This window comes from Rhodococcus sp. 21391 (assembly GCF_016772255.1).
Classification (GTDB): Bacteria; Actinomycetota; Actinomycetes; order Mycobacteriales; family Mycobacteriaceae; genus Rhodococcus_F; species Rhodococcus_F opacus.
On record NZ_CP063781.1, the window covers coordinates 1945927 to 1971732 of the forward strand.

At 67.8% G+C, this 25806-nt stretch carries 21 protein-coding genes, 1 tRNA gene and 1 pseudogene; 15 read left to right on the top strand and 8 right to left on the bottom strand.

The window, feature by feature from the left end; all coding sequences use genetic code 11:
- Positions 1-18 precede the first annotated feature (18 nt).
- The 11 genes from trpC (at position 19) to GO592_RS09305 (ending at position 15923) form a co-directional block, all read left to right on the top strand.
- Positions 19-828 (top strand): indole-3-glycerol phosphate synthase TrpC, encoded by an 810-nt coding sequence (gene trpC / locus GO592_RS09255; protein ID WP_005260348.1) that lies wholly within the window; start codon positions 19-21, stop codon positions 826-828.
- A gap of 62 nt (positions 829-890) precedes the next feature.
- Complete coding sequence (gene trpB, locus GO592_RS09260) at positions 891-2210, top strand: tryptophan synthase subunit beta (RefSeq protein ID WP_005260350.1); 1320 nt, start codon at positions 891-893, stop codon at positions 2208-2210.
- The gene (trpA, locus tag GO592_RS09265) at positions 2207-3010 is read left to right on the top strand and encodes a tryptophan synthase subunit alpha (protein WP_007297390.1); all 804 of its coding nucleotides are present in this window, start codon (positions 2207-2209) and stop codon (positions 3008-3010) included. Before trpB ends, trpA begins: the two co-directional genes overlap by 4 nt.
- Positions 3007-4065: a prolipoprotein diacylglyceryl transferase gene (gene lgt, locus GO592_RS09270; protein WP_039951265.1), complete on the top strand. Its 1059-nt coding sequence runs from the start codon at positions 3007-3009 to the stop codon at positions 4063-4065. The genes trpA and lgt overlap by 4 nt, the downstream gene beginning before the upstream one ends.
- Positions 4058-4897 (top strand): TM2 domain-containing protein, encoded by an 840-nt coding sequence (locus GO592_RS09275; protein WP_007297388.1) that lies wholly within the window; start codon positions 4058-4060, stop codon positions 4895-4897. Before lgt ends, GO592_RS09275 begins: the two co-directional genes overlap by 8 nt.
- Before the next feature lie 273 nt (positions 4898-5170).
- Complete coding sequence (gene gltB, locus GO592_RS09280) at positions 5171-9754, top strand: glutamate synthase large subunit (protein ID WP_007297387.1); 4584 nt, start codon at positions 5171-5173, stop codon at positions 9752-9754.
- On the top strand, positions 9747-11249 hold the full coding sequence (locus GO592_RS09285; RefSeq protein WP_005260358.1) for a glutamate synthase subunit beta: 1503 nt from the start codon (positions 9747-9749) through the stop codon (positions 11247-11249). The genes gltB and GO592_RS09285 overlap by 8 nt, the downstream gene beginning before the upstream one ends.
- A 37-nt stretch (positions 11250-11286) precedes the next feature.
- Positions 11287-12705 carry a pyruvate kinase gene (gene pyk, locus GO592_RS09290; protein WP_005260360.1) on the top strand — a complete coding sequence of 473 codons (1419 nt, stop codon included), beginning with the start codon at positions 11287-11289 and terminating at the stop codon, positions 12703-12705.
- A complete protein-coding gene (locus GO592_RS09295) occupies positions 12706-13584 on the top strand; it encodes an acyl-CoA thioesterase (protein ID WP_005260362.1) in 879 nt (292 codons plus the stop codon).
- Positions 13585-13689: 105 nt separating this feature from the next.
- Positions 13690-13938, top strand: coding sequence for a hypothetical protein (locus GO592_RS09300; RefSeq protein ID WP_007295821.1), 249 nt, complete (start codon positions 13690-13692; stop codon positions 13936-13938).
- A 197-nt stretch (positions 13939-14135) separates the two neighbouring features.
- A complete protein-coding gene (locus GO592_RS09305) occupies positions 14136-15923 on the top strand; it encodes an ABC transporter ATP-binding protein/permease (protein WP_007295820.1) in 1788 nt (595 codons plus the stop codon).
- A 4-nt stretch (positions 15924-15927) separates the two neighbouring features.
- Here the strand turns inward: GO592_RS09305 and GO592_RS09310 are convergent, their stop codons facing one another.
- From GO592_RS09310 to GO592_RS09320, 3 genes and pseudogenes are all read right to left on the bottom strand, one after another.
- Positions 15928-16953 (bottom strand): DUF4185 domain-containing protein, encoded by a 1026-nt coding sequence (locus GO592_RS09310; protein ID WP_007295819.1) that lies wholly within the window; start codon positions 16951-16953, stop codon positions 15928-15930.
- A gap of 24 nt (positions 16954-16977) precedes the next feature.
- On the bottom strand, positions 16978-17481 hold the full coding sequence (locus tag GO592_RS09315; RefSeq protein ID WP_005260370.1) for an SRPBCC family protein: 504 nt from the start codon (positions 17479-17481) through the stop codon (positions 16978-16980).
- 130 nt (positions 17482-17611) lie between these two features.
- Positions 17612-18445, bottom strand: a pseudogene (locus GO592_RS09320) (sigma-70 family RNA polymerase sigma factor); the annotation flags it as partial.
- A 115-nt stretch (positions 18446-18560) separates the two neighbouring features.
- Between GO592_RS09320 and GO592_RS09325 the strand changes: the two are divergent.
- Entirely contained in the window at positions 18561-19016 is a 456-nt protein-coding gene (locus tag GO592_RS09325; RefSeq protein ID WP_007295817.1) for a carboxymuconolactone decarboxylase family protein, read from the top strand.
- 84 nt (positions 19017-19100) lie between these two features.
- Here the strand turns inward: GO592_RS09325 and GO592_RS09330 are convergent.
- Positions 19101-19174, bottom strand: a tRNA-Leu gene (locus GO592_RS09330).
- Between the two features lie 100 nt (positions 19175-19274).
- Here GO592_RS09330 and GO592_RS09335 point away from each other — a divergent pair.
- Positions 19275-19904, top strand: a complete 630-nt coding sequence (locus GO592_RS09335) for an ANTAR domain-containing response regulator (RefSeq protein WP_005260374.1) — start codon at positions 19275-19277, stop codon at positions 19902-19904.
- Positions 19905-19942: 38 nt separating this feature from the next.
- Here GO592_RS09335 and GO592_RS09340 read toward each other — a convergent pair whose 3' ends face one another.
- Positions 19943-20782 carry an oxidoreductase gene (locus GO592_RS09340; RefSeq protein ID WP_039950448.1) on the bottom strand — a complete coding sequence of 280 codons (840 nt, stop codon included), beginning with the start codon at positions 20780-20782 and terminating at the stop codon, positions 19943-19945.
- A 109-nt stretch (positions 20783-20891) separates the two neighbouring features.
- Here GO592_RS09340 and GO592_RS09345 point away from each other — a divergent pair, with 109 nt between their 5' ends.
- The gene (locus GO592_RS09345) at positions 20892-21452 is read left to right on the top strand and encodes a TetR family transcriptional regulator (RefSeq protein ID WP_007295815.1); all 561 of its coding nucleotides are present in this window, start codon (positions 20892-20894) and stop codon (positions 21450-21452) included.
- A gap of 166 nt (positions 21453-21618) precedes the next feature.
- On the top strand, positions 21619-22941 hold the full coding sequence (locus GO592_RS09350) for an ABC transporter substrate-binding protein (RefSeq protein WP_007295814.1): 1323 nt from the start codon (positions 21619-21621) through the stop codon (positions 22939-22941).
- A gap of 69 nt (positions 22942-23010) precedes the next feature.
- On the opposite strand, the gene GO592_RS09355 is transcribed toward GO592_RS09350, so the two are convergent.
- Genes GO592_RS09355 through GO592_RS09365 form a run of 3 tightly spaced genes read right to left on the bottom strand, consistent with a single transcriptional unit; the run spans position 23011 to position 25803 of the window.
- Positions 23011-23805, bottom strand: coding sequence for an ABC transporter ATP-binding protein (locus GO592_RS09355; protein ID WP_007295813.1), 795 nt, complete (start codon positions 23803-23805; stop codon positions 23011-23013).
- The gene (locus GO592_RS09360) at positions 23802-24821 is read right to left on the bottom strand and encodes an ABC transporter ATP-binding protein (RefSeq protein WP_007295812.1); all 1020 of its coding nucleotides are present in this window, start codon (positions 24819-24821) and stop codon (positions 23802-23804) included. Before GO592_RS09360 ends, GO592_RS09355 begins: the two co-directional genes overlap by 4 nt.
- Positions 24814-25803: a branched-chain amino acid ABC transporter permease gene (locus GO592_RS09365; RefSeq protein ID WP_005247450.1), complete on the bottom strand. Its 990-nt coding sequence runs from the start codon at positions 25801-25803 to the stop codon at positions 24814-24816. Before GO592_RS09365 ends, GO592_RS09360 begins: the two co-directional genes overlap by 8 nt.
- Between the last annotated feature and the right edge of the window lie 3 nt (positions 25804-25806).

The following is a 25806-nucleotide window of genomic DNA, read 5'->3' on the forward strand; positions in this document are numbered from 1 at the left end:
GAAAGGACTCGGGCCACGATGACCGTTCTCGACTCGATTCTCGACGGGGTGCGCGCCGACGTCGCCGCCCGCGAAGCCGTCCTTGACTTCGCCGCAGTCAAGGCTGCCGCCGCTGCCGCACCGCCGGCCCTCGATGCCGCGGCCGCCCTGCTCGAGCCGGGCATCGGAGTCATCGCCGAGGTCAAGCGGGCCAGCCCCTCGAAGGGCGCGCTCGCCGACATCACCGATCCCGCCGAGTTGGCCGCCGCCTACCAGGCCGGTGGCGCCCGGGTGATCAGCGTGCTCACCGAGGAGCGCCGGTTCCAGGGGTCCCTCGCGGACCTCGACGCCGTCCGCCGCGCGGTGAGCATCCCGATCCTCCGCAAGGACTTCATCGTCGGGCCGTATCAGATCCACGAGGCCCGCGCGCACGGCGCCGATGTCGTGTTGCTCATCGTCGCCGCCCTCGAGCAGGACGCGCTCGCGTCGCTGATCGACCGCACCGAGTCGCTGGGCATGACGGCCCTCGTCGAGGTCCATACCGAGGAAGAGGCCAACCGTGCGCTCGAGGCGGGCGCCAAGGTCATCGGTGTCAACGCCCGCAATCTCAAGACGCTCGAGGTCGACAAGAACACGTTCGGCGAGATCGCTCCCGGGCTGCCCACCGAGACCATCAAGATCGCCGAGTCCGGCGTGCGCGGCACGGCCGACCTGCTGGCCTACGCCGGTGCGGGAGCCGACGCGGTGCTGGTCGGCGAAGGCCTCGTCACCAGCGGGGATCCGCGCAAGGCGGTGGCCGATCTGGTCAACGCCGGCGCTCACCCGTCCTGCCCCAAGCCGTCACGCTGACGTTGCGCCGGAGGAACTGACCCGGACGGCGGCGGAACCCGGCGTTGGGGCAGACTGGACCTGTGACTTCACGTAATCAGGAAACCGTCTTCAAGGGTGGCAATCTGCCGACTGCCAGCGCCGGAATCGCCGAGCGCACGACGCACGACCCCGACGCCGGAGGACACTTCGGTGTGTACGGCGGACGGCACGTGCCCGAGGCCCTGATGGCAGTGATCGAGGAGGTCACCGCCGAGTACGAGAAGGCCCGCGCCGACGACGCGTTCCTGAACGAACTCGATCGTCTCCAGCGCGACTACACCGGCCGTCCGTCCCCGATCTTCGAGGCGACACGGATGAGCGAGTTCGCCGGTGGGGCGCGGCTCATCCTCAAGCGCGAAGACCTCAACCACACCGGCTCGCACAAGATCAACAACGTGCTCGGTCAGGTGCTGCTCGCCAAGCGCATGGGCAAGACCCGCATCATCGCGGAGACCGGCGCCGGCCAGCACGGTGTCGCCACCGCCACTGCCTGCGCGCTCCTCGGCCTCGAATGCGTCATCTACATGGGTGCCGTCGACACCGAGCGGCAGGCGCTGAACGTCGCCCGCATGCGGTTGCTGGGCTCCTCGGTGGTGTCGGTCGAGTCGGGGTCGAGGACCCTGAAGGACGCCATCAACGAGGCGCTGCGCGACTGGGTCACCAACGCCCACAACACGTACTACTGCTTCGGCACCGCTGCCGGGCCGCACCCGTTCCCGACCATCGTCCGCGACTTCCAGCGCGTCGTCGGTCTGGAGGCGCGTGCCCAGGTGCAGGCGCTGACGGGCCGGCTGCCCGACGCGGTGACGGCTTGCGTCGGCGGCGGTTCCAATGCCATCGGCATCTTCCACGCGTTCCTCGACGACCCGGCCGTGCGGCTCGTCGGCTACGAGGCCGCCGGTGACGGCGTCGAGACCGGGCGGCACGCCGCCACGTTCGCGGCGGGCACCCCGGGCGCGTTCCAGGGCGCGTACTCGTACCTGTTGCAGGACGAGGACGGCCAGACCATCGAGTCGCACTCGATCTCCGCGGGCCTCGACTACCCCGGTGTCGGACCGGAGCACGCGCTCCTCAAGGACATCGGTCGCGCCACCTACGAGCCGGTCACCGACACGGAGGCCATGGACGCGCTGCGTCTGCTGTCCGAGCGTGAGGGCATCATCCCCGCCATCGAGTCCGCCCACGCCGTCGCCGGGTCGCTGCGACTGGGCCGCGAACTGGGGGAGGGCGCGATCATCGTCATCAGCCTGTCCGGGCGCGGCGACAAGGACATGGACACGGCCGCCAAGTGGTTCGGACTGTTCGATCCCGACGATTCGACCGAGACCACCACGACTGACAAGGAAGGTTCGGCCAAGTGAGCGAACGACTCTCGCGCCTCGCCCCGACGTTCGCGCAGTGCCGCGAGGAGAAGCGCGCCGCGCTCGTCGGGTACCTCCCGGCCGGTTTCCCCACCGTGCAGGAGTCCATCGACGTGTTCAAGGCGATGGTCGAATCCGGTTGCGACATCGTCGAGGTCGGCATCGCCTACTCCGACCCGGTGATGGACGGGCCCACCATCCAGGCGGCTGCCGAGACGGCGCTGCGGAACGGCGTCCGGGTGCGTGACGTGTTCACCGTCGTCGAGGCGATCGCCTCCGTGGGCGGCAAGGCCGTCGTGATGACGTACTGGAATCCGGTCCTGCAGTACGGGGTCGACAAGTTCTCCCGCGACCTGGCGAGCGCGGGTGGACTCGGCCTGATCACGCCCAACCTGATCCCCGAGGAGGCCGGCGAGTGGATCGCCGCGTCGAAGGAACACGACCTCGACCGGATCTTCCTGGTGGCGCCGTCGTCGACCGAGGAACGCCTCGCGATGACCCTCGACGCCAGCAGCGGCTTCGTGTATGCCGCGTCCACGATGGGTGTCACCGGCGCCCGTGACGCGGTGTCGTCGATGGCACCCGAGCTGTCGGCCCGCATCCGCGCCCACTCGGACATCCCGGTGGGTGTCGGACTGGGTGTCCGCTCCGGCGCGCAGGCCGCCGAGATCGCCGCGTACGCCGACGCGGTCATCGTCGGATCTGCGCTGGTCACGGCCGCGGAGAGCGGTCTGGACGCGGTGCGCTCGCTCACGAAGGAACTCGCCGAGGGTGTTCGCTCCGCTACCGTGGCGTCGTGACTTCCACTGTGGACGTACTGGCCTACATTCCGAGTCCGCCTCAAGGTGTCTGGTATGTCGGACCGGTGGCCCTGCGCGCGTACGCGCTGTTCATCATCGTCGGGATCGTCGTCGCGATCGTGTGGGGCGACCGTCGCTGGGTCGCCCGCGGCGGCGAGAAGGGCACCGTCCTCGACATCGCCATCTGGGCGGTGCCGTTCGGCCTGATCGGCGGCCGTCTCTACCACGTGATGACCGACTGGCCGACGTACTTCGGGGAGGGCGGCGACCCCGTCGACGCCCTGAAGGTGTGGCAGGGCGGCCTCGGCATCTGGGGCGCCGTGGCGCTCGGCGGCGTCGGCGCCTGGATCGGTTGTCGTCGCCGCGGCATCCCGCTGCCTGCGCTCGGCGACGCGGTCGCGCCCGCAATCTTGCTGGCGCAGGCGATCGGCCGGCTCGGAAACTACTTCAACCAGGAACTCTACGGTCGCGAGACCGACGTGCCGTGGGGGCTCGAGATCTTCGAGCGGCGCAACGACGTGGGCCAGGTTTCACCGCAGCTGATCGACGGGGTGTCGACCGGCGAGGTCGCGTTCGTGGTGCATCCGACGTTCCTGTACGAGGCGCTGTGGAACGTGCTGATCGTTCTCCTCCTCGTGTGGGTCGATCGCCGCTTCCGCATCGGTCACGGCCGCCTCTTCGCCCTGTACGTGGCCGGATATTGCGCCGGCCGCTTCTGGATCGAACTGATGCGCAGCGACCACGCGAGCCTTATCGCCGGTGTCCGCGTGAACTCGTTCACCTCCGCCCTGGTGTTCGTCGCGGCCCTGGTGTACTTCTTCGCCGCCACGAAGGGCCGTGAGGACCCGGCCGAATTGCGGCCTGCCGACGGCGAACCGGTCGACAGCGAGACCACGGAGAAGGAGCCCGCGAAGAACATCGAGGACGAGGGCACTGACGAGGACGCGCCCGCGTCGGAGCCGGTATCGGACGACAAGGCCGCGAGTACTGCGAGTACCGGCGGCGAAGCGGGCACGAAGACCATCGACAGCAAGAAGGATGACGCGAATGACTGAACCGGGGAAAGCATCCGACGATTCCGGCAAGGGTGCATCCGAGGACGCACACAAGGTCGACCTGGGGAAGAGCAGCGACGGCACCGAGAACAGCACCGAGTCGAGCCTGCCCGAGTTCGGCTCACCCTTCGATTACGACGCCACCGCCGAGGCCTCGCTGTCCCAGCCGCCGGCCACGTCGGACGCGACGCCGTCACCGGGTTCGTCCGGCACCGGACCGGGCTGGGACACCTACTCCGGTGTCGGTAACGGCCCGGGCTGGGGGTCCACGCCCACCTACCCGTCGCCGAGCGGCACCGAGCCGACGGCTCCGTTCCCGAACGTGGGCGAGCCGACTTCGCCGACCGCGCCGTACACCGGATACGAGAAGCCCCAGCAGCAACCGGACGGTCCCACTTACGGCGCACCCGACCCCAATTACGGCGCGCAGTACGGGGCTCCGCAGTCGTCCCAGGACTACCAGCAGCCCGGATACCAGCAGCCAGGGTACGGACAGCAGCAGGGTTACCCCCAGCAGGGATTCCCGCCACCCGGATACGCCCCCGCCGGCTACAACGCGTACGCCGACCCGTCGGCGCCGTTCGGCAGGCATCCACTGACGGGTGAGCCGTACTCCGACAAGTCCAAGCTGACCGCCGGCCTGCTGCAGATCTTCCTCGGCGGTTTCGGAGTCGGACGGTTCTACCTGAACCAGCCCGGCATCGCCGTGGCGCAGATCGCCGTCACGTGGCTCACCTGTGGAATCGGCGGAATCTGGCCGCTGGTCGACGGCATCATGATGCTGACAGGGAGCGTGAAGGACAAGTACGGTCGACCCCTGCGGGAGCAGTGACGATCCCCGACCGAACTGTGGCCCGTGTTGCTGATGCGACACGGGCCACAGTGCTTTCCGGGGCCGGATTCGGCATATCTCGCGAGGTATCGGTCCTGGTAAGCTGAGCGCGCCGGATGTATGTCCGGTTACAACCTTCACGGGCCGATGCTGTCCCGGTAGACCCCCGAAAAGCAGTTAGCGCCCGTCGTGGCGACCCCGCTAGCGGAGGCCGCCGACAGCACGTGCGGAGCGCACACTGGTGGTCTTCCTGGCCGATGTGGAGGTATATCGGTGCTGTTCTCTCAGTTGCCCGGTCCCCAGGGCTTGTACGACCCGGACCAGGAAGTCGATTCCTGCGGCGTCGCCATGGTCGCGGACGTGCACGGCCGCCGCTCACACTCCATCGTCTCCGACGGACTCCTCGCACTCGAGAATCTCGAGCACCGCGGTGCGGCAGGATCGGAACCGAACAGCGGCGACGGCGCCGGCATCCTCCTCCAGCTCCCCACCGAATTTTTCGGGGACGTCGTCGACTTCGATCTCCCGGCGCCGCTCGAGGACGGCGGCAGCACGTACGCGGCGGGAATCTGCTTCCTCCCGCAGGACGCGCAGGCACGGGCGGCCGCGCAACGACGCGTGTCCGACCTCGCGGCCGAGGAGGGGCTCGAGATCCTCGGCTGGCGTCGGGTGCCCGTCGATCCGGACGGCGCGGACGTCGGCTCCACGGCCCGGGCCTGCGCACCGCACATGAGCCAGTTGTTCGTCACCGCACCCTCCGTCGGCGGGGTCCGGCCCGGCGGGCTGGCACTCGACCGCCTGGTCTACGCGCTGCGTAAGCGGGCCGAGCAGGTCACTCCCGAGGTCGAGTCCGAGGGCAGCGGCGTGTACTTCCCGTCCCTGTCGAGCCGGACCGTCGTCTACAAGGGAATGCTGACCACGTCCCAGCTGTCCCGGTACTACCCGGACCTGCGCGACCCGCGGATGGCGAGTGCGATCGCGATCGTGCACAGCCGGTTCTCGACCAACACGTTCCCGTCCTGGCCGCTCGCGCATCCGTTCCGGTTCGTCGCGCACAACGGTGAGATCAACACGGTCCGCGGCAACCGGAACCGGATGCGCGCCCGCGAGGCGTTGCTGTCGAGTTCGGTGATCCCGGGCGACCTGCGCAGGCTGTATCCGATCTGCACCCCCGACGCGTCGGATTCGGCGTCGTTCGACGAGGTCCTCGAATTGCTGCACCTCGCCGGCCGCAGCGTGGCACACGCGGTGATGATGATGGTGCCGGAGGCGTGGGAGAACGACACGTCGATGTGCCCCGACCGTCGGGCGTTCTATCAGTTCCACGCGTCGCTGATGGAGGCGTGGGACGGACCGGCGTGTGTGACGTTCACCGACGGGACCGTGGTCGGCGCCGTGCTGGACCGCAACGGCCTGCGTCCGGGACGCTGGTGGCAGACCGTCGACGGGCGGGTGGTCCTCGCGAGCGAGAGCGGTGTCCTCGACGTCCCGCAGGCGGAGGTCGTGGCGAAGGGCCGCCTCGAGCCGGGGCAGATGTTCCTGGTCGACACGTCCGAGGGCCGGATCGTGCCCGACGAGGAGATCAAGATGCGGCTCGCGGCGGAGCAGCCGTACGCCGAGTGGCTTTACGCCGGTCTGCTCGAACTGAAGACGCTGCCGGATCGCCCGCACGCGCAGCACAACCACGAGTCGGTGGTGCGACGGCAGGTGGCGTTCGGGTACACCGAGGAGGATCTGCGGATCCTGCTCGCGCCGATGGCCGCGTCCGGCGGCGAGCCCCTCGGCTCGATGGGGACGGACACGCCGATCGCCGTCATGTCGCAGCGTTCGCGGCTGCTCTACGACTACTTCGTCGAATTGTTCGCGCAGGTCACGAACCCGCCGCTCGACGCGATCCGTGAAGAGATCGTGACGTCGCTGTCGCGGGTCATGGGACCGGAGCAGAACCTGCTCGAGCCGACCGCGGCGTCGTGCAGGCAGATCGTGCTGCCGTGGCCGGTGCTCGACAACGAAGAGCTGAACAAGATCATCAACGTCAACGCGGACGGCGACCATCCGGGGCTGGCCGCGGCGGTGCTGCGCGCGCTGTACGACGTGGAACGCGGCGGTGCGGGGATGGCCGAGGCGATCGAGGAATTGCGGGCTCAGGCGAGCGCCGCGATCGCGGACGGCTACCGGACGCTGGTGATCTCGGACCGCGACTCCGACCACACCCGCGCGCCGATCCCGTCGCTGCTCGCGGTCGCCGCGGTGCACCATCACCTGGTGCGGACCAAGGAACGCACCAAGGTGGCGCTGGTCGTCGAATCCGGTGACGCCCGCGAGGTCCACCACCTGGCGCTGCTCATCGGGTACGGCGCCGCCGCCGTCAACCCGTACCTCGCGATGGAGTCGATCGAGGACCTCGTGTCCGAGGGCGAACTCACCGGCGTCGAGCACACGATCGCCGTGCGGAACTACCTCACCGCTCTCGGCAAGGGTGTGCTCAAGGTGATGTCGAAGATGGGCATCTCCACCGTCGGCTCGTACACCGCGGCGCAGGTGTTCGAGGCGATCGGCCTGGACGGCGACCTCGTCCACGAGTACTTCACGGGCACCGTCAGCAAGCTGGGCGGCGCCGGTCTCGACGAGATCGCCCGCGAGGTCACCGTCCGTCACCGGCAGGCGTACCCGGACAACCCGGCCGAGTTCGCCCACCGGCGGCTCGCGGACGGCGGCGAGTACCAGTTCCGCCGCGACGGCGAACTGCACCTGTTCACCCCGGAGACGGTGTTCCTACTGCAGCACGCCACCCGCACCGGTCAGCACGAGGTGTTCGCGAAGTACAGCGAGGAGGTGAACCGCCTCGCCGAGGCCGGTGGCGCGCTGCGCGGCCTGTTCACGTTCCGGGAGGGGATGCGCCCGCCGGTTCCGCTGGACGAGGTGGAACCGGTCGAGCGGATCGTCACCCGGTTCAACACCGGCGCGATGAGTTACGGCTCGATCTCCGCCGAGGCTCACGAGACGATGGCCGTCGCGATGAACAATCTCGGCGGACGCTCCAACTCCGGTGAGGGCGGCGAGAACGTCGACCGTCTCTACGATCCGTCGCGCCGCAGCGCCGTCAAGCAGGTGGCGAGCGGGCGGTTCGGCGTGACCAGCGACTACCTGATCAACGCCAGCGACATCCAGATCAAGATGGCGCAGGGCGCCAAGCCCGGTGAGGGCGGCCAGTTGCCGGCGTACAAGGTGTATCCGTGGGTCGCGGAGACCCGGCACTCGACGCCGGGGGTCGGGCTGATCTCGCCGCCGCCGCACCACGACATCTACTCGATCGAGGATCTCGCCCAGCTGATCCACGACCTGAAGAACGCCAACGACCGGGCCCGGGTCCACGTGAAGCTGGTCAGCTCGGTGGGTGTGGGAACGGTCGCCGCAGGTGTCAGCAAGGCACACGCCGACGTGGTCCTGATCTCCGGGAACGACGGCGGAACCGGCGCCACCCCGCTGACGTCGATGAAGCATGCCGGGGCGCCGTGGGAGATCGGGCTGGCCGACGCCCAGCAGACATTGGTGCTCAACGGTCTCCGCGATCGCATCACTGTCCAGTGCGACGGCGGTATGCGCACCGCGCGGGACGTCGTGGTCGCGGCGCTGCTGGGTGCGGAGGAGTTCGGGTTCTCGACGGCCCCGCTGATCGTGGCGGGCTGCATCATGATGCGGGTCTGCCACCTCGACACCTGCCCGGTCGGTGTCGCCACCCAGAATCCGGAGCTCCGCAAGCGGTATACCGGCAAACCAGAGTTCGTGGAGGAGTTCTTCCGCTTCGTCGCCGAGGACGTTCGCCGGTACCTGGCGGACCTCGGGTTCCGCAGCATCGACGAGGCTGTCGGTCACGCCGATGTCCTCGAGACCGCGCAGGGGATCGCGCACTGGAAGAATCGCGGACTCGACCTGACCCCGATCTTCGCCGTGCCCACCGGGCCGGACGGGACGCCGCTGCCGCAGCGGCGCCGGGACCGCGATCAGGACCACGGACTGGACCGGGCGCTGGACCGGACGCTCATCCAACTGGCCGAGGGCGCCCTCGAGGACGCGCACGCCGTGGAGATCGAGATGCCGGTGCGCAACGTCAACCGGACCGTCGGCACGCTGCTCGGCGCGGAGGTCACCCGCCGGTACGGCGCCGCCGGGCTGCCGGACGACACGATCCGGCTCACGTTCACCGGTTCCGCCGGGCAGTCGCTCGGCGCATTCCTGCCGCCGGGTATCACCATCGACCTGACCGGTGACGCCAACGACTACGTCGGCAAGGGATTGTCGGGCGGGCGGATCGTGGTCCGTCCCGCCGACGACGTCCTGTTCGTCCCCGAAACCCAGGTGATCGCGGGCAACACCCTGCTCTACGGCGCCACCTCGGGCGAGCTGTATCTCCGGGGCCGCGTCGGCGAACGCTTCTCGGTGCGCAACTCCGGTGCGTCGGCCGTCGTGGAGGGCGTCGGTGACCACGCCTGCGAGTACATGACGGGCGGACGGGTCGTGATCCTCGGACCGACCGGCCGGAACATGGCGGCCGGTATGTCCGGCGGCATCGCCTACGTCCTCGACCTCGACCCCGAGGACGTGAACCCGGCGATGGTGAAGCTCCTGCAACCCGACCCGGACGACCTCGACTGGTTGTGCGGCGCGGTCACCCGGCACCACCGGTGGACCGGTTCCGCGGTGGCGGCGTCGGTGCTCGCCGACTGGCCCCGGCGCTCCGCGTTGTTCACCAAGGTGATGCCGGTGGACTACCAGCGGGTGCTGGACGCGACCCGGATCGCCAAGGCCGAGGGACTCGACGTCGACACTGCGATCATGGAGGCGGCACGTGGCTGATCCGCAGGGCTTTCTGCACATCGTCAAGAAGGAGGCGCGCAAGCGTCCGGTCGCGGAGCGGGTGCACGACTGGCACGAGGTGTACGCGCCGCAGAGTCCGGCGGAGCGGGCCGCCGAGGTGTCCGAGCAGGCCGCACGGTGTATGGACTGCGGAATCCCGTTCTGCCACTCGGGAAGTGCGGGCTGCCCGCTGGGCAACCTGATCCCGGAGTGGAACGACCTGGTGCGGCGCGGCCGCTGGTCGGCGGCCAGTGAGCGTCTGCATGCCACCAACAACTTCCCGGAGTTCACGGGGCGGGTGTGTCCGGCGCCGTGCGAGTCGGCGTGTGTGCTCGCCCTCGCCGACACGCACACGACCGGCAGCGTCACCATCAAGCGGATCGAACAGGCCATCGCTGACGTCGCGTGGGAGTCCGGCACGGTGGTGCCCAAGCCACCGATGATCGCCACGGGCCGCAAGGTCGCGGTGGTCGGTTCCGGTCCGGCCGGTCTCGCGGCGGCACAGCAGCTGACCCGGGCGGGGCACGACGTCACCGTCTACGAGCGCGACGACCGGCTCGGGGGACTGCTGCGGTACGGCATCCCGGAATTCAAGATGGAGAAGGCGATCCTCGATCAGCGCCTGATGCAGATGCGCGCCGAGGGAACGCACTTCGTCACCGATTGCGAGGTCGGCGTCGACCTCACCGTGGAGCAGATGCGCGAGAACTTCGACGCCGTCGTGCTCGCGATCGGCGCACTCCGGGGCCGTGACAACACGACCGTCGAAGGCCGGGAGCTGAACGGGATCCACCTCGCGATGGAACACCTCGTCACCTCGAACAAGGAATGCGAGGGTGACGGTCCCGCGACGATCACCGCCAAGGGCAAGCACGTCGTCATCATCGGCGGCGGCGACACCGGGGCCGACTGCCTCGGAACGGCGCACCGCCAGGGCGCGCTGTCGGTGACCCAGCTGGACTACAACCCGGAGTTGCCGACGGAACGGGACGAGGCCGCGACGCCGTGGCCGGCGTGGCCGATGGTGCTGCGCACGTCGCCCGCGCACGCCGAGGGCGGTGTCCGCCGGTATCAGGTCGCGGTGCAACGCTTCCTCGGTGACGAGAACGGGAACGTCCGATCCATGGTCCTCGCCGAGGTCCGGGTCACCCGCGAGGACGGCACACGCATCATCACGCCGGTCGGCGAGGAGATCGAATTGCCTTGCGAACTGGCGCTTTTCGCGATCGGATTCGAGGGTGTCGATCTCGGACCGCTGCTCGACGACTACGGGCTGTCGCCCACCCGGCGCGGATCGCTCTCCTGCGGACCGGATTGGCAGACCACCGCACCCGGGGTCTTCGTCTGCGGGGACGCGCACCGCGGCGCGTCGCTCGTGGTGTGGGCGATCGCGGAGGGCAGGTCCGCGGCGCACGCCGTCGACGTGTATCTGACCGGGGCGTCGGACCTCCCGTCGCCGGTGCATCCGACGGCGCTCCCGCTGGCAGTCGTCTAAATGGAGAAGGGCGCGCGGGACGACTAGGCTCGAGGCCGTGAACCGACGCACGAAGATCGTATGCACACTTGGACCTGCTACCGCCACCGGTGACCGTATTCGCGAGCTCGTCGAAAGCGGTATGGACGTGGCGCGGCTGAATTTCAGCCACGGCGAACACGCCGACCATGAGGAGAACTACAAACGCGTCCGGGCCGCCTCGGACGCGACGGGCAAGGCGGTCGGTGTCCTCGCCGACCTCCAGGGCCCGAAGATCCGGCTCGGCCGGTTCGCCGAGGGTCGCACCACGTGGGCCAACGGTGAGGAAGTGCGGATCACCGTCGACGACGTCGACGGCACCCACGACCGGGTCTCGACCACGTACAAGCAGCTCGCCGAGGACGCCAAGCCCGGCGACCGGCTGCTCGTCGACGACGGCAAGGTCGGTCTCGTCGTCTCCGGTGTGGAGGGCAACGACGTGATCTGCCGGGTCACCGAGGGTGGCCCGGTCAGCAACAACAAGGGTGTGTCCCTGCCGGGGATGAACGTGTCGGTCCCGGCGCTGTCGGAGAAGGACATCGCCGACCTCGAGTTCGCGCTCGGCCTCGGCGTCGACTTCATCGCGCTGTCGTTCGTGCGGTCGCCGGCCGATGTGGAACTGGTTCACGCCGTGATGGATCGGGTCGGTCGCCGGATCCCGGTGATCGCGAAGCTCGAGAAGCCGGAGGCGATCGACAACCTCGAGGCGATCGTGCTGGCGTTCGACGCGGTGATGGTCGCCCGCGGTGACCTGGGGGTGGAGTTGCCGCTCGAGCAGGTGCCGCTGGTGCAGAAGCGGGCGATCCAGATCGCCCGGGAGAACGCGAAGCCGGTCATCGTGGCCACCCAGATGCTCGAGTCGATGATCGAGAACTCGCGGCCCACCCGCGCCGAGGCGTCCGACGTCGCGAACGCGGTCCTCGACGGTGCGGACGCGGTGATGCTGTCCGGTGAGACGTCGGTCGGTAAGTACGTGATGGAGACGGTGCGCACGATGGCGCGGATCGTCGAGGCGGTGGAGAACGAGTCCACCCAGGTGCCGCCGCTGACGCATGTGCCGCGCACCAAGCGGGGTGTCATCTCGTACGCCGCCCGCGACATCGGGGAGCGCCTCGACGCGAAGGCGCTGGTCGCGTTCACCCAGTCCGGGGACACGGTGCGCCGCCTGGCGCGGCTGCACACTCCGCTGCCGTTGCTGGCGTTCACCCCGTTGCCGGAGGTGCGCAGCCAGTTGTCGCTGACCTGGGGCACCGAGACGTTCATCGTCGACCCGGTCGAGAGCACCGACGCCATGGTGCGGCAGGTCGACCACGCGCTGCTCGGGTTGGGCCGCTACCAGAAGGGGGAACTGGTAGTCATCGTGGCCGGGTCGCCGCCCGGCACCGTAGGCTCGACCAACCTGATCCACGTCCACAGAATCGGCGAAGAGGACCACTAGGTGAGCGAAGTCGCGGCGAAGACCGATCTCCAGACCCTGCTCGAACTTCTCGATCTCGAGAGGACCGGCGAGGACACGTACCGAGGTCGGCATCCCGCGCAGGTGGGGAGCCGGACGTTCGGCGGCCAGTTGATTTCCCAGGCACTGGTCGCCGCCGGCCGCACCGTGAGCGGCGAGCGCGCCGTGCACGCGATCAACGCCCACTTCATCCGCGGCGGCGACGTCAAGGAACCCATCGAATACCGCGTCGAGCGGCACCGCGACGGCCGGGCATTCGCGAACCGTCAGGTCACGGCGCTGCAGAACGGTGAGGAACTGTTCGTCATGCTGGCGGCGTTCCAGGACTGGGGCAAGGGTCTCGAGCATGCGGTCGAGGTGCCCGACGTCCCGTTCCCGGACACGCTGCCGCCGCTGGGCGACCACTTCCTGGGTTACGAGGATCGGCTGAAGATGTTCGTCGACGCCCTCAAACCGATCGACATGCGTTACGCGAACGACCCGTCCTGGATCATGAAGGGCACCGGGGAGAAGCTCACCCACAACCGGGTCTGGATGAAATCGGACGGCGACCTTCCGGACGACCCGCTGATACACGTGGCCGTCATGGGCTACTCGTCGGACACCACGGTCCTGGATTCCATCATCACCACCCACGGATTGTCGTGGGGGCTGGACCGGATCGTCGCGGCCACCGTCAACCATTCCATCTGGTTCCACCGGCCGTTCCGGTTCGACGACTGGACGCTCTACGCCACCGAGTCGCCGGTCGCCGCGGGGTCCCGCGGCCTCGCGACGGGGCGGTTCTTCTCCCTCGAGGGCGAGTTGCTGGCCACCGTCGTCCAGGAAGGTCTCATCCGCCACTTCCCGCCGCGGAAGTAGCGGCCCCGTCATTCCTTTGCCACCGAACGGTTTTGAACGGTAGTTCAACTGGTGGCTGCGGCGTATGGTCGGTCTGGAATCTCCGAAACGGAACGGACGTGCACAATGAGCGCAGACGCACCCGAGCAGAAGAACTCCGGCCGGCAGGCCGAGACCGAAGTGCCCCGTCCCGACGACGAGGCGCTTGCCGAAGCCAAGAAGAAGGTGGAGGAGATCGACGCCCGCTACGAGCCGGGCGCCCGCGAGACGGTCGTCCTGCCCGGCTCCGACGGCACGGTGTCGGGTACCGCCTTCGACGATTACGTCGACGACGAGGGCAACCTGAAAAAGCCTGAGCCCGAGAAGGACTCGTAGACTCCCCGTCGACGGGGCCCGTTCTCCCTGCCCGGTGTCCCACCCGTGCGGCGAAACCGCCCAAATGGGACATCGGGCGACGTGTGGGTGCGGATCGACGCGTGTCCTGCGCGTATCTCTCGCCGACGACCGAGGTCCGGGGTTAGACTTCGCCATCTTTTCTGGTGAGTTTCACCTCGTGATCGGGGATATGGGTCGTGGACTGGAACAACGTCGTCTGGGACAGCGCAATGTGGCTGCTCAAGGCCTACGTCATGAGTGTCGTCGCGTTCGTCGTCGTAGTGATACTGCTCGCGCGGTTCACCAAATGGGGAAGGCAGTTCTGGCGCTTCGCCGCGCCGTACTTCAATCCGCGGCGCAGCCTCAAGCCGTTGACCATCCTGGCGGTGTTGCTGCTGTCGACGGTCTTCGCGGTGCGGATGACGGTGCTGTTCTCCTACTGGTACAACGACTTCTACGATTCGATCCAGAATCTGGACGAATCGGCGTTCTGGCACTTCCTCCGCGTATTCGCCCTTCTGGCGACGGTCCACGTGGTGCGGGCCCTGATCGAGTACCTGATCGGGCAGACCCTCGACATCGACTGGCGGACGTGGCTCAACCACCATCTCGTCGACGACTGGCTCGACAGCCGCGCCTACTACCGTGACCGGTTCCTGGACGACGCGATCGACAACCCGGACCAGCGCGTCCAGGCCGACATCACCAACTTCGTGACCACGTCCCGCTCGCTGTCGATGGGCGCGGTGACCGCCGTGCTGTCGATCGTGTCGTTCACGGGAATCCTGTGGGATCTGTCCGGCCCGATGACGGTGTTCGGCGTCGAGATCTCGCGGGCGATGATCTTCCTCGTCTACATCTACGTACTGGTGACCACGGTGGTGGCGTTCTGGATCGGCAAGCCGCTCATCAAGCTGAACTTCCTCAACGAGAAACTGGGTGCCAACTTCCGCTACGCGCTGATCCGGGTGCGGGAGTACGGCGAGAGCATCGCGTTCTACCGCGGCGAGAACGTCGAGCGCCGCACACTCGCCGGACGGTTCGCGGACGTCATCCGGAACATGTGGCAGATCGTTTTCCGGACGTTGAAGTTCAGCGGATGGAACCTCACCGTCAACCAGACGGCCGTCATCTTCCCGTTCCTCGTGCAGGGTCCGCGACTGTTCACCGGTCAGGTGTCGCTCGGTGACGTGATGCAGACGTCGCAGGCGTTCGGCCAGGTCCACGACTCCCTGTCCTTCTTCCGTGAGTCGTACGCCGACTTCGCGAGTTTCCGCGCCACCCTCATCCGACTGAACGGTCTGGCCAACGACAACCAGCATGCCGCCGAACTTCCGATCCTGAAGACCGGCAAGTCGGGCGACGACCTCCAGGTCGAGAAGCTGGACGTGCGCATCCCGACGGGGCAGACCCTCATCGAGGGCCTCGAGCTCACCGTGACCCCCGGGCAGTCGTTGCTGGTCAAGGGCCCGTCGGGCTCGGGCAAGACCACCCTGCTCCGCACGCTCGCCGATCTGTGGCCGTACGCCGACGGCACGGTGTCGCGGCCCGCGGGGGAGGCCATCTTCCTGTCCCAGCGGCCGTACCTTCCGCTCGGTTCGCTGCGGACCGCGCTGGCGTACCCGAAAGAGCCGACGGCGTCCGACGACATCGTGCGCGACGCGCTGTCGAAGGTGTCGCTCCGCAATCTGGGGGATCGGCTCGACGAGACCGCCGACTGGACGCGGATCCTGTCGCCGGGTGAGCAGCAGCGTCTCGCGTTCGCGCGGGTGCTGATCGCACGCCCCGCGGTGATCTTCCTCGACGAGGCCACGTCGGCCATCGACGAGGGCCTCGAATACACGCTCTACACCCTGCTCAGGACCGAACTCCCGGACAGCATCGTGGTGAGCGTGGGCCACCGCAGTACCCTCAATCAATTCCATTCCCGCGGTGTGGAACTCGAAGGGGAGGGGCGGTGGACGGAGTCGGAACTCGTGGGGTGACGAGCTACCCGGCGCCCGGTCGAGTCGTGAATTGCAGGACGCGGTAGGGGTCGCCGGTCGTCGTGTTCCATTGCGACACAAGCAGATGCAGCTCGCCCAACGTGGACCCCGGGTGGATGAATCCGCCGTAGATCTGCGCCCACGTGCCGTCCGCCGCTCCCCAGTCGCCCCCGGCGACCTGCACGGTCGGTTCCGACCAGAGTCCGTCGATCCGGTCCGCGGTGCGGGTTACGATCGCGTACGCGGTGGGATCGAAGTACGCGAGGACCCAGGTGCCGTCGATCCGTCGCAGGCACATCTCCCCGACGGGGCCCGGCAGGATCGGGGTCGCGGGCTGTCCCCACGCCCACCCCGTACCGCGGTCCCAGCCCCAGTCCTCGTAGGCACCGGGCTCGAGGATGCGCGATTCGGGGACCCGCCGGAGGATCATCCCACCCGGATTGGTGCGGTCGAACGCGCTCGAGACGACGTAGACGTAGCCGTCGTGCCGTTCCATGGTCCACAGCTGGTCGAGTGACCCACCGCGGTTGTCCCAGCGGGCGGGTGAGCGGTGCCAGTTCTCGCCGCCGTCGTCGGACCAGGCGAGATACGTGAAGTTCGTCGGCCACGCACGCGACCGCCACGAGTGCACACTGACGACGGACAGATAGGTCCGGTCACCGATCGTGACGGCGTCGGCGGGAACGACGGTGAACTCGCTGCCCGCAGATTCCCGGTCGGGGAGTTCGCGGACGTCGTGCGCGTTCGGCAGGATCTCCGTCGCCGTCCGGCCGCCGGCCGCGGATTCGAACTCGATGCCGCCCCGGAGATCGGTTGTGGTGGAGCGCAACATCACGGGGCTGCGCCACCGTCTACCGCTTCGGCCGCGTGAGCTGAACGTGTCGCCGAAGAAGAACGCGACTCTGCCGTCGGCCAGGCGTGTGGGACAGCCGAGGTCGGTGCCGTGCACACCCCAACGCCGCGTCGCCTCGCCGGTGACCTCCTTGACGAAGGTCGCTGCCGGTGTGGTCGTGCTGTCCGGGATACGCACTCCTCCCGTCGGTGAATCCGGTGGTCAGGACGTCTTGCGGTACGACGCCGCGAGTTCGTCGGCCCGATCCCACGGGGACCAGTCGACTTCGCGGCCGTCCAGTTGCGCTTCTACCACCTCGAGTCCCGCGTGCCAGCCGGCGGCGTGGGCGTAGGCGGATTCCTCTTCTTCCACGGTGTGGGTGAGCGTTAGCCAGCAGCCTCCGCTGCCGTCGGGGACGAGTTCCCAGTGCAGGGTTTCGGCGTCCCACAGGTATTCGAGGATGTGCGCGGGATGCACCGAGATGACCGTCCCCGTGGTGGTCTGATCTGCGGGCAATCCGAATCGGCGCACCTGCTCCGGCGTCACACGGAAGACGAGTTCGGCACCCGGAGTGAGGTCGAACTCGACGTCGGCGGGGAACCAGGCCTTCAGGTACTGCGGGTCGGTGAGAACACGCCACACCTTCTCCGGCGAGTGCGAGAGCGCTTGCTGGAATCGAAGGGCTACCCGCCCGTCGTAGGTGAAAGTGACGGTGCCGAGCTCCATGGGTGACCTCCGTGCTCGAGGGCGTACCTGTCCCACCATGGTACTGGCAGGACGGCTCAGATCCCCAGGATCGGGCACAAAAAACCGCCGCTACCTGCGGGGTCGTCAGTCGCCTACGGAAGAGAGTCCCGAGACGCTGCAGGCGGTGCCGGTCGGCGAGGATGTCGATCCGTGCGATCTTCCCACCTGCGACGGTGAAGGCCATGACCGACATGGCCTTTCCCTCGGGTGCGGTCACGACTCCGGCGGCGCCGTTCACCAGGGCGAGCCGGGCGAACGGAGCGAAGCGCGAGAAGGTGAGGGCCTGCTCGCTGACGGCGCGGGCTCCGCGCACGGGAGAGGATCCGTCAGCGCCGCCGTTTGCCCGCAGGACGATGTCCGGGTCGAGCAGGGCGAGGAGGTCGTCGAACCGGCCGGCCCGCGAGGCGGCCATGAACGCCTCGACCACCTCGCGCTGCCGGGTCGGGTCGGTATCCGGAACGGGCCCCGACCCCTGGACGCGGCGGCGCGCGCGGCTCGCGAGCTGACGGGACGCGGCGGCGGTGCGTCCGGCGATCGGGGCGATCTCGTCGAAGGACAGGGCGAACATGTCGTGCAACACGAATGCGAGCCGCTCGGCGGGTGTCAGCGTGTCGAGAACGACCAGCAGCGCGAGTCCGACCGAGTCGCCGAGCACCGCCTCCTGCTCGGGATCGGCCACGTCCAGCTCACTCACGCTCGGATCCGGCACATGGACGTCGAGTGGCTCCTCGCGGCGAGTCTTCCGTGACCGGAGCATGTCGAGGCATACCCGGGCGACGACCGTCGTCAGCCAACCACGCAGGTTCTCCACATCCGACGTATCGGCACGGCTGAGCCGGAGCCAGCCCTCCTGCACGGCGTCCTCCGCTTCGCTGATCGAGCCGAGCATCCGATAGGCGACCGCCGACAGGTGCGTCCGGTTCTCCTCGAAGCGATGCGCCAGAACTTCGTTGTCGGTCGTCTGTCACATTCTGCCGCCGCGGTTCGTCATGTCAGTGCGAACGAAAATCAGCCGGTGTGACATCACATCACCCGAATACCTTTGGAGGCAGGCAATCATGAAAGCCCGGATGACCAACCCCGCGATGATCGTTCCCGACGCCATGAAGTCTCTGCTGGCGCTGGGAAAGGCTGCGTCGAACGCGGACGTGCCGCCGGTGACCCACGCTCTCGTCCATCTGCGGTCGAGCCAGATCAACGGCTGCAGCGTGTGCGTGGACATGCATTCGCGTGAGTTGGAGAAGGAAGGGGAGACCAACGGGCGGATCTTCGCGGTGGCGGCGTGGCGGGAGGCTCCGTACTTCAGCGACGCCGAACGCGCGGCCCTGGCGCTGGCCGAGTCGATGACCCGGTTGAGTGATCGTCCGGATCCGGTGCCCGACGACGTGTGGAACGAGGCCGCCCGGCACTACGACGAGCAGGCGCTCGCGTCGCTGGTCCTGTCGATCGCCACCGTGAACCTGTGGAACCGGCTCAACGCCGCCACCCGGCAGGTCGCGGGCGGCCAGTGGTGACGGGGACACCGTAACGGGGGACGAGATGCGAATCGCAGGTCGGAGTAGGTATCCGACCTGCGATTCGCGGAGAAATCCTGGCAGTGCCCTCGGTGAGACTCGAACTCACACTGGACGGGTTTTGAATCCGTTTCCTCTGCCAATTGGGATACGAGGGCGTGTTGCGCTGTACCACTGTAGAAGATCGCCGTCGGGAGTCAACCACCGGTACCCTTCTAACGTTCGCTCCCCGTGCCGGGGTCGTCCGAGCAGAGGAGAATGGTGGCCATGAACGCTCCCCAGCAGCAAGGTGTGCCGTCGCAGCCGCGACGGGTCGTGGTGGCCGAGGACGAGGCGCTGATCAGGCTCGATCTGGTCGAGATGTTGCGGGAAGAGGGCTACGACGTGGTCGGTGAGGCGGGGGACGGGCAGGCCGCCGTCGACCTGGCGGTGGAGCTCAAACCCGACCTCGTGATCATGGACGTGAAGATGCCCCGTCGCGACGGCATCGATGCGGCCTCGGAGATCGCGGCGAAACGCATTGCGCCCGTGGTCATTCTCACAGCGTTCAGTCAGCGCGAGCTGGTGGAGCGGGCCCGCGACGCCGGGGCGATGGCCTATCTCGTCAAGCCGTTCTCCACAGCCGACCTGGTGCCCGCTGTCGAGTTGGCGGCCAGCCGGTTCAAGGAAGTGACCGCGCTCGAGCGGGAGATCTCCGATCTGTCCGAGCGTCTGGAGACCCGCAAGATCGTCGAGCGGGCCAAGGGCGTGTTGATGGAGAAGCAGTCCCTGACCGAGCCCGAAGCGTTCAAGTGGATCCAGCGGGCCGCGATGGACCGCCGGTCGACCATGAAGGCGGTCGCGCAGGTGGTACTCGAGACCCTCGGTGGGGAAGCTCCCACCAGCTGACCCGCGAGATCGGCTACAGCCGGTGCGCTTTCGACGCGTCAGGCGCCGGTGGGGAAGTCCGCGGATCGGCTGACGTCGGCCCACCGGTGGGCCTCGGCGGCGCGTTCGCGGGACGACTTCTCGGCCATCTCGACGGCGCCGGCCCCGAGCAGCAGGCGCAGCGGGGCGTCCTCGGCGGCAACCACATCCATGATGATCCGAGCGGCCCGGGTGGGGTCGCCGGGCTGGGTGCCGTCGGTGGTCTCCCGGTAGTGGTTCATCGCGCCGACCGTTGCCTCGTAGTCGGGGCCGACCGAGCTGCGTGTCATCGACGAACCCTGCCAGTCGGTGCGAAATGCGCCGGGTTCCACGATGAGCACCTTCACGCCGAACGGTTTCACCTCCGCCGCCAGGACTTCGGAGAATCCCTCGACGGCGAACTTCGCTGCCTGATACGCGCTCAGCCCCGGCGTGCCACCGACGCGGCCTCCGACGGAGGAGAACTGCACGAAGCAGCCGCCGCGCTGTTCGCGCAGGATCGGCAGTGCCGCGCGGGTGACGTTGACGACGCCGAAGAAGTTGGCCTCGACCTGCTGGCGGAAGTCCTCGTCGTCCATTTCCTCGATCGGGACGCTGTTGGCGTAGCCGGCGTTGTTCACCACCACGTCGAGGCCCCCGAACTCGTCGACGGCGGTGGCGACCGCCGCACGGGCGGCCGCGGCGTCGGTGACGTCCAGGGGGACCGCCCGAACCCGGTCGCCGTACGTGTCGACCGGGCCGGTCAGCTGTTCGGGCTGCCGGGCGGTGGCCACCAGGTTGTCGCCGCTGCCGAGGATTGCTGTCGCGAGTTCCCTGCCGAAACCGCGTGAGGTTCCGGTGACGAGCCACGTCTTCGCCATGGTGTACTCCATCCGCTGGTTGCAACTGACTGGTTGGATGCTTACGAAATTCATGGAACACCCGCCGGGAGGAACTGTCAACCAACTATTTGGTTGATAGTCTGAATGCATGGTGCGCGATGCAGTGGCAACGAAGAAACGACTACTCGACGCGGCGGCGGCCGAGTTCGCCGAGTTCGGCATCGCCGGGGCGCGGGTCGACCGCATCGCCCTGGCCGCCAAGGCGAACAAGTCGATGATCTACGCGTACTTCGGCGACAAGGGGCAGCTGTTCGACGCGGTCTTCTCCGCCCACGTGGTGGCCTTCACCGAGCAGGTGCGGTTCGACGCCACCGACCTCCCGGGTTACGCGGGGCGGTCGTTCGACCTGTACGAGGACAACCCGGCGACGCTCCGGCTCGCCACCTGGTACCAGCTGGAGCGGCCCGACGGTGAGCCGCTCCAGGTCGTGGTCGCGTCCAACCGGTCGAAGCTCGCCGACATCGAGCGAGCGCAGAGAAGTGGTGTGCTGCCAACCCGATTCGAACCCGTGGAACTGCTCACCGTCGTCCGGTCCGTCGCGATGTCCTGGCACACGCAGACACCGGAACTCGGCGCCTCGGCCCCCGCGGACCGGGCCCGCCGGCGCCAGGTTGTCGTCGACTCCGTGCGCCTTCTCGTCGGCGGCTGAGGCTCGCCACGCTACGACCGCGTAAACACTCGTCGTATTCAGATCACAGTAAGGTCACGAGCCTTTCCGGACGGATCGCGCAAGCCGCCGGACCGCTAGCGTCTGATCCCACAGCGGACGCCAACTCGGGTGGCGCCCGCACTCAGGTGATCTAAGGAGAGTTTGGATGGCTAAACGGACCCTCGTGCGGGCGGCCGCGGTTCTCGGCGCGGCATCACTCGCACTGGCAGGTTGTAGTTCGGACAGTGGCGACGACTCCGCGAGCGGGAGTGACAGCTCTGCCTCGGCCACCACTGTTTCCACCGACTGCACGCCCGAAGAGGCGGCGGCAGCGGGTGCCCCGTCCACAGCGCCGCTGAAGATCGGCACTCTGCTTCCCGACACGGGAAGCCTCTCCTTCCTCGGACCGCCGATGGTGGCGGGCACCCAACTCGGTGTCAACGACGTCAATGCGGCCGGTGGAGTTCTCGGTCAGCCCGTTCAACTGATCCCCGGCGACTCGGGCGACACCACCACCGACACGGCGAACACCACCGTGGACCGGGAACTCGCCGCGGGCACCCAGGTGATCATCGGCGCGGCGTCGTCCTCGGTGTCGCTGAAGGTCATCGACAAGGTGTCCAGCGCCGGCGTCGTGATGTTCTCCCCGGCCAACACGTCCGACCAGTTCGTCTGCTACCCGGACAAGGGCCAGTACTTCCGCACCGCCCCCACCGACGTGTTGCAGGCTCAGGCTGTGTCGCAACTCATCTCGGACGACGGCGGCCAGCGCGTGTCCATCCTGGCCCTCAACGACCCGTACGGAACCGGGCTCGCCGACAACATCCAGAAGAACCTCGTCGACGCGGGCATCCCCGAGGACCAGATCCAGAAGATCATCTACGACCCCAACGCGCAGTCCTTCAACTCCGAGATCGACCAGGTGAAGGACTTCGCCCCCGACGCCGTCGCGGTGGTCGGATTCGAGGAGTCCGCGAAGATCATCACCCGCATGCACGAGGTCGGCATCGGCCCGTCCGACGGGATGAAGGTCTACGGCGTCGACGGCAACATGGGTAACGCTCTCGGCGAGTCGGTGGCCGCACCGTTGCTCGACGGCATGCAGGGCACCACGCCGCTCACGGACGTCGGCCCGGCCTTCCAGGATCGTCTCAAGGGCATCAACCCGGGACTGATCGACTTCAACTACGCCGGTGAATCCTACGACGCCGTAGTCGTTTCCGCGCTCGCCGCGGAAGCCGCGAAGTCGACGGCCGGTCGCGACATCGCCGCGAACATCAACGCCGTCACCGAAGGCGGAACCCCGTGCACGTCGTACCAGGAGTGCCTGCCGCTCGTGCAGGCCGGCACGGACGTCGACTACAACGGCATCACCGGCAAGCTCGACTTCACCGCCGCAGGCGAGCCGTCCATCGGTTCGTACGGCAAGCTGAAGTTCGGTGCCGACAACAAGCTGACGACGGACGGATACATCGTCGTCGGCGGGTGATCGCACTCCCCTGAAACGGACTGTGGGCCAGGGAAACCTGGCCCACAGTCGTATCCGGAACCGCCGGACCTACTTCTTCTCCTGACTTCCCGCGAGGGTCCCCAGGTACAGCTCGATCACCTTCGGGTCGTGCATCAGGTTGGGTCCCGAGTCGGTGTAGGCGTTGCGGCCCTGGTCCAGGACGTAGCCGCGGTCGCAGATCTGCAGGCACCGGCGGGCGTTCTGCTCGACCATGATCACCGAGACTCCCACCGCGTTGATCCGCTTGCAGCGAATGAACACCTCGTCCTGGAACATCGGGGACAGTCCGGCGGACGGCTCGTCGAGCAGCAGCACGGACGGTTCCATCATCAGAGCACGTCCCATCGCGACCATCTGCCGTTCACCGCCGGACAGGGCGCCCGCCTTCACCTTCTTCCGCTCGACGAGCAGCGGGAAGAGGTCGCCGACGAACGCGAATCGCTCCGCGAAGAGCTTGGGCCGCAGATACATCCCCATCTCGAGGTTCTCCTCGATGGTGAGCGACGGAAAGACGTTCTGCGTCTGCGGGACGTAGCCGACGCCCTTCTGCACGAGAACGTGGGCGGGTTTGGACGTGATGTCCTCGCCCCGCAGGGTCACCGATCCCTCACGCACCGGTATCAGCCCGAACAGCGACTTCAGGAGCGTGGACTTCCCGGCGCCGTTGGGACCGATGATGCCGACGATCTCACCCTCGCGCAGGAAGAAGTTGCATTCGCGGAGGATGTTGACGCCGGGGATGTAGCCGGCCACCACACCGTCCGCGCGGACGAGGGCACCCTCGGCGAGCCGGGCATGCTCCTCGGGTGTGGCCGCGAATTCCGCAGGGGTCAGTTCGGTCATGGGTTCTCACGCCTCAGCTCGGTGATGTCGGGTTCGGAGAGGTCGCCGCCGGTCTCGAGGGTTTCGGCCTCGGCGTTCTCGAGTGCCTCGGCCAGAACGGCCGTCGCGCCCACCGGATTTCCCTCGTCGTCGAACTCGAGTGCCTGATCGTGGTGGCTGCCCAGGTAGGCGTCGACCACCGCGTTGTTGGACGAGAGGTGTCCCGGTGTGGACTCGGCGATCACGCTGCCCTGCGCCATCACCACCACCCAGTCGCTGATGTCGCGGATGACGTCCATGTCGTGTTCGACGAACACGACGGTCATGCCCTCGTCCCGAAGCGATTTGATATGGCCGAGCAGGCTCTGGGTGAGCGCCGGGTTCACGCCGGCCATCGGCTCGTCGAGCATCACCACGGTCGGCTCCGTCATCAGCGCCCGCGCCATCTCGAGCAGCTTGCGCTGACCGCCGGACAGCGAGCCGGCGAGGTCGTCGGACTTGGTGTCGAGTGTGAACCGCGCGAGCAGTTCGTTGGCCCGTTCGGTGACGGCCCGTTCCTGCGCCTTCCACGTCCACGGCAGAAGCGCGTTGAAGATCCGCTCGCCGCGTTGCCCGGTGGCGCCGAGCCGCACGTTGTCGAGCACCGTCAGCTTCGACAACGCCTTGGTGAGCTGGAACGTGCGGACGACGCCGCGGCGGGCCACCTGGTGCGGATACATCCGGCCCAGCGACTGGCCATCCATCGACCACGTGCCGCTGTCCGGCCGGTCGAACCCGGTGAGCAGGTTGAACAGGGTGGTCTTACCTGCGCCGTTCGGACCGATCAGTCCGGTGATGCAGCCGCGCTGAATCTCCAGATGCGCCACGTCGACGGCCTTGAGCCCGCCGAACGTCCGGGACACGTTGTCGACCACGAGGATCGGGTCGGGTTTCGGTGCGCCGGGGGAGTGCGGGACGTCGGCGAAGATCGAGGCCCGTTCCTCGGCGGTGAGCACGGTGGCGGTCTGCAGATGATCCGGCAGTCTGTGGTCAGGCATTGAGCTGCACCTCCCGCTTGTTGCCCAGTATGCCCTGCGGCCGGAAGACCATCAGCACCGCGATCATGATGCCGAGCAGGACGAACCGCATGGCCCCGACCTGTTGTTCCGTCAGCGGCAGCAGCGGATCGGGCCCGGAGATGGCCTGCCGCAACAGGGCGTCCGGGATGGCCAGCAGGAACCAGAACAGCATCGCGCCGACCACCGGTCCGAAGACCGTCGCCGCGCCGCCGAGGATGAGGGCGCCGAACGCGAAGAACGTCTGCGCGGTGGAGTAGAAGTCGGGGTTGATCGACTTGGTCTGCAGCGCGTTGAACACGCCGCCGAGCCCGCCGATCATGCCGCCGAGGACCAGCGCCTGCATCTTGTAGACGAAGACGTTCTTGCCGAGTGCGCGAGCGGCGTCCTCGTCCTCGCGGACGGCCTTGAGGACACGGCCCCACGGACTGTGCGTCAGGAGGAACACGAACCCGCACAGCACCAGGACGAGAGTCCATCCGACGACCATCGACCAGAGGTCGTCGCCGTAGAACTTCACGCCGAGGAAGTTGTACTGCTTACCCGAGTCGAACGGGCTGAGCGTGGTGAACGGGTCGGCGAAACCGAACAGGCCGTTGGTGGATCCGGTGATCGAATCCGAAGCGGTGGACCGGAAGATCAGCCGCAGGATCTCGGACGCGGCGATCGTGACGATGGCGAGGTAGTCGGCCCGCAACCGCAGCGTCGGGATACCGAGGACGACAGCCAGCAACCCGGCCGCGGCGAGACCGACGAGGATGCCGACCCATAGCGGCTGCTGGTAGGTGACGGTCATGATCCCGACGCCGTAGCCGCCGAGGAGGGCGAACCCGATCTGACCGAAGTTCAGCAGTCCTGCGTAGCCGAAGTGCAGGTTGAGGCCGATCGCCAGCAGCGCGTAGAAGATCGCCGACGGGCCGATCAGCTGGGCGAGCGAGACCTGGAGTGCTCCTGCGATGTCCATGCC

Coding starts and splice junctions, on each gene's coding strand:
- GO592_RS09355 (WP_007295813.1), bottom strand. CDS start 23,805: ATGACCGAACTGACCCCTGCGGAATTCGCGGCCACACCCGAGGAGCAT.
- GO592_RS09335 (WP_005260374.1), top strand. CDS start 19,275: ATGGTGGCCATGAACGCTCCCCAGCAGCAAGGTGTGCCGTCGCAGCCG.
- GO592_RS09350 (WP_007295814.1), top strand. CDS start 21,619: ATGGCTAAACGGACCCTCGTGCGGGCGGCCGCGGTTCTCGGCGCGGCA.
- GO592_RS09360 (WP_007295812.1), bottom strand. CDS start 24,821: ATGCCTGACCACAGACTGCCGGATCATCTGCAGACCGCCACCGTGCTC.
- trpC (WP_005260348.1), top strand. CDS start 19: ATGACCGTTCTCGACTCGATTCTCGACGGGGTGCGCGCCGACGTCGCC.
- GO592_RS09315 (WP_005260370.1), bottom strand. CDS start 17,481: ATGGAGCTCGGCACCGTCACTTTCACCTACGACGGGCGGGTAGCCCTT.
- GO592_RS09340 (WP_039950448.1), bottom strand. CDS start 20,782: ATGGCGAAGACGTGGCTCGTCACCGGAACCTCACGCGGTTTCGGCAGG.
- GO592_RS09365 (WP_005247450.1), bottom strand. CDS start 25,803: ATGGACATCGCAGGAGCACTCCAGGTCTCGCTCGCCCAGCTGATCGGC.
- GO592_RS09325 (WP_007295817.1), top strand. CDS start 18,561: ATGAAAGCCCGGATGACCAACCCCGCGATGATCGTTCCCGACGCCATG.
- GO592_RS09345 (WP_007295815.1), top strand. CDS start 20,892: ATGGTGCGCGATGCAGTGGCAACGAAGAAACGACTACTCGACGCGGCG.
- GO592_RS09275 (WP_007297388.1), top strand. CDS start 4,058: ATGACTGAACCGGGGAAAGCATCCGACGATTCCGGCAAGGGTGCATCC.
- GO592_RS09300 (WP_007295821.1), top strand. CDS start 13,690: ATGAGCGCAGACGCACCCGAGCAGAAGAACTCCGGCCGGCAGGCCGAG.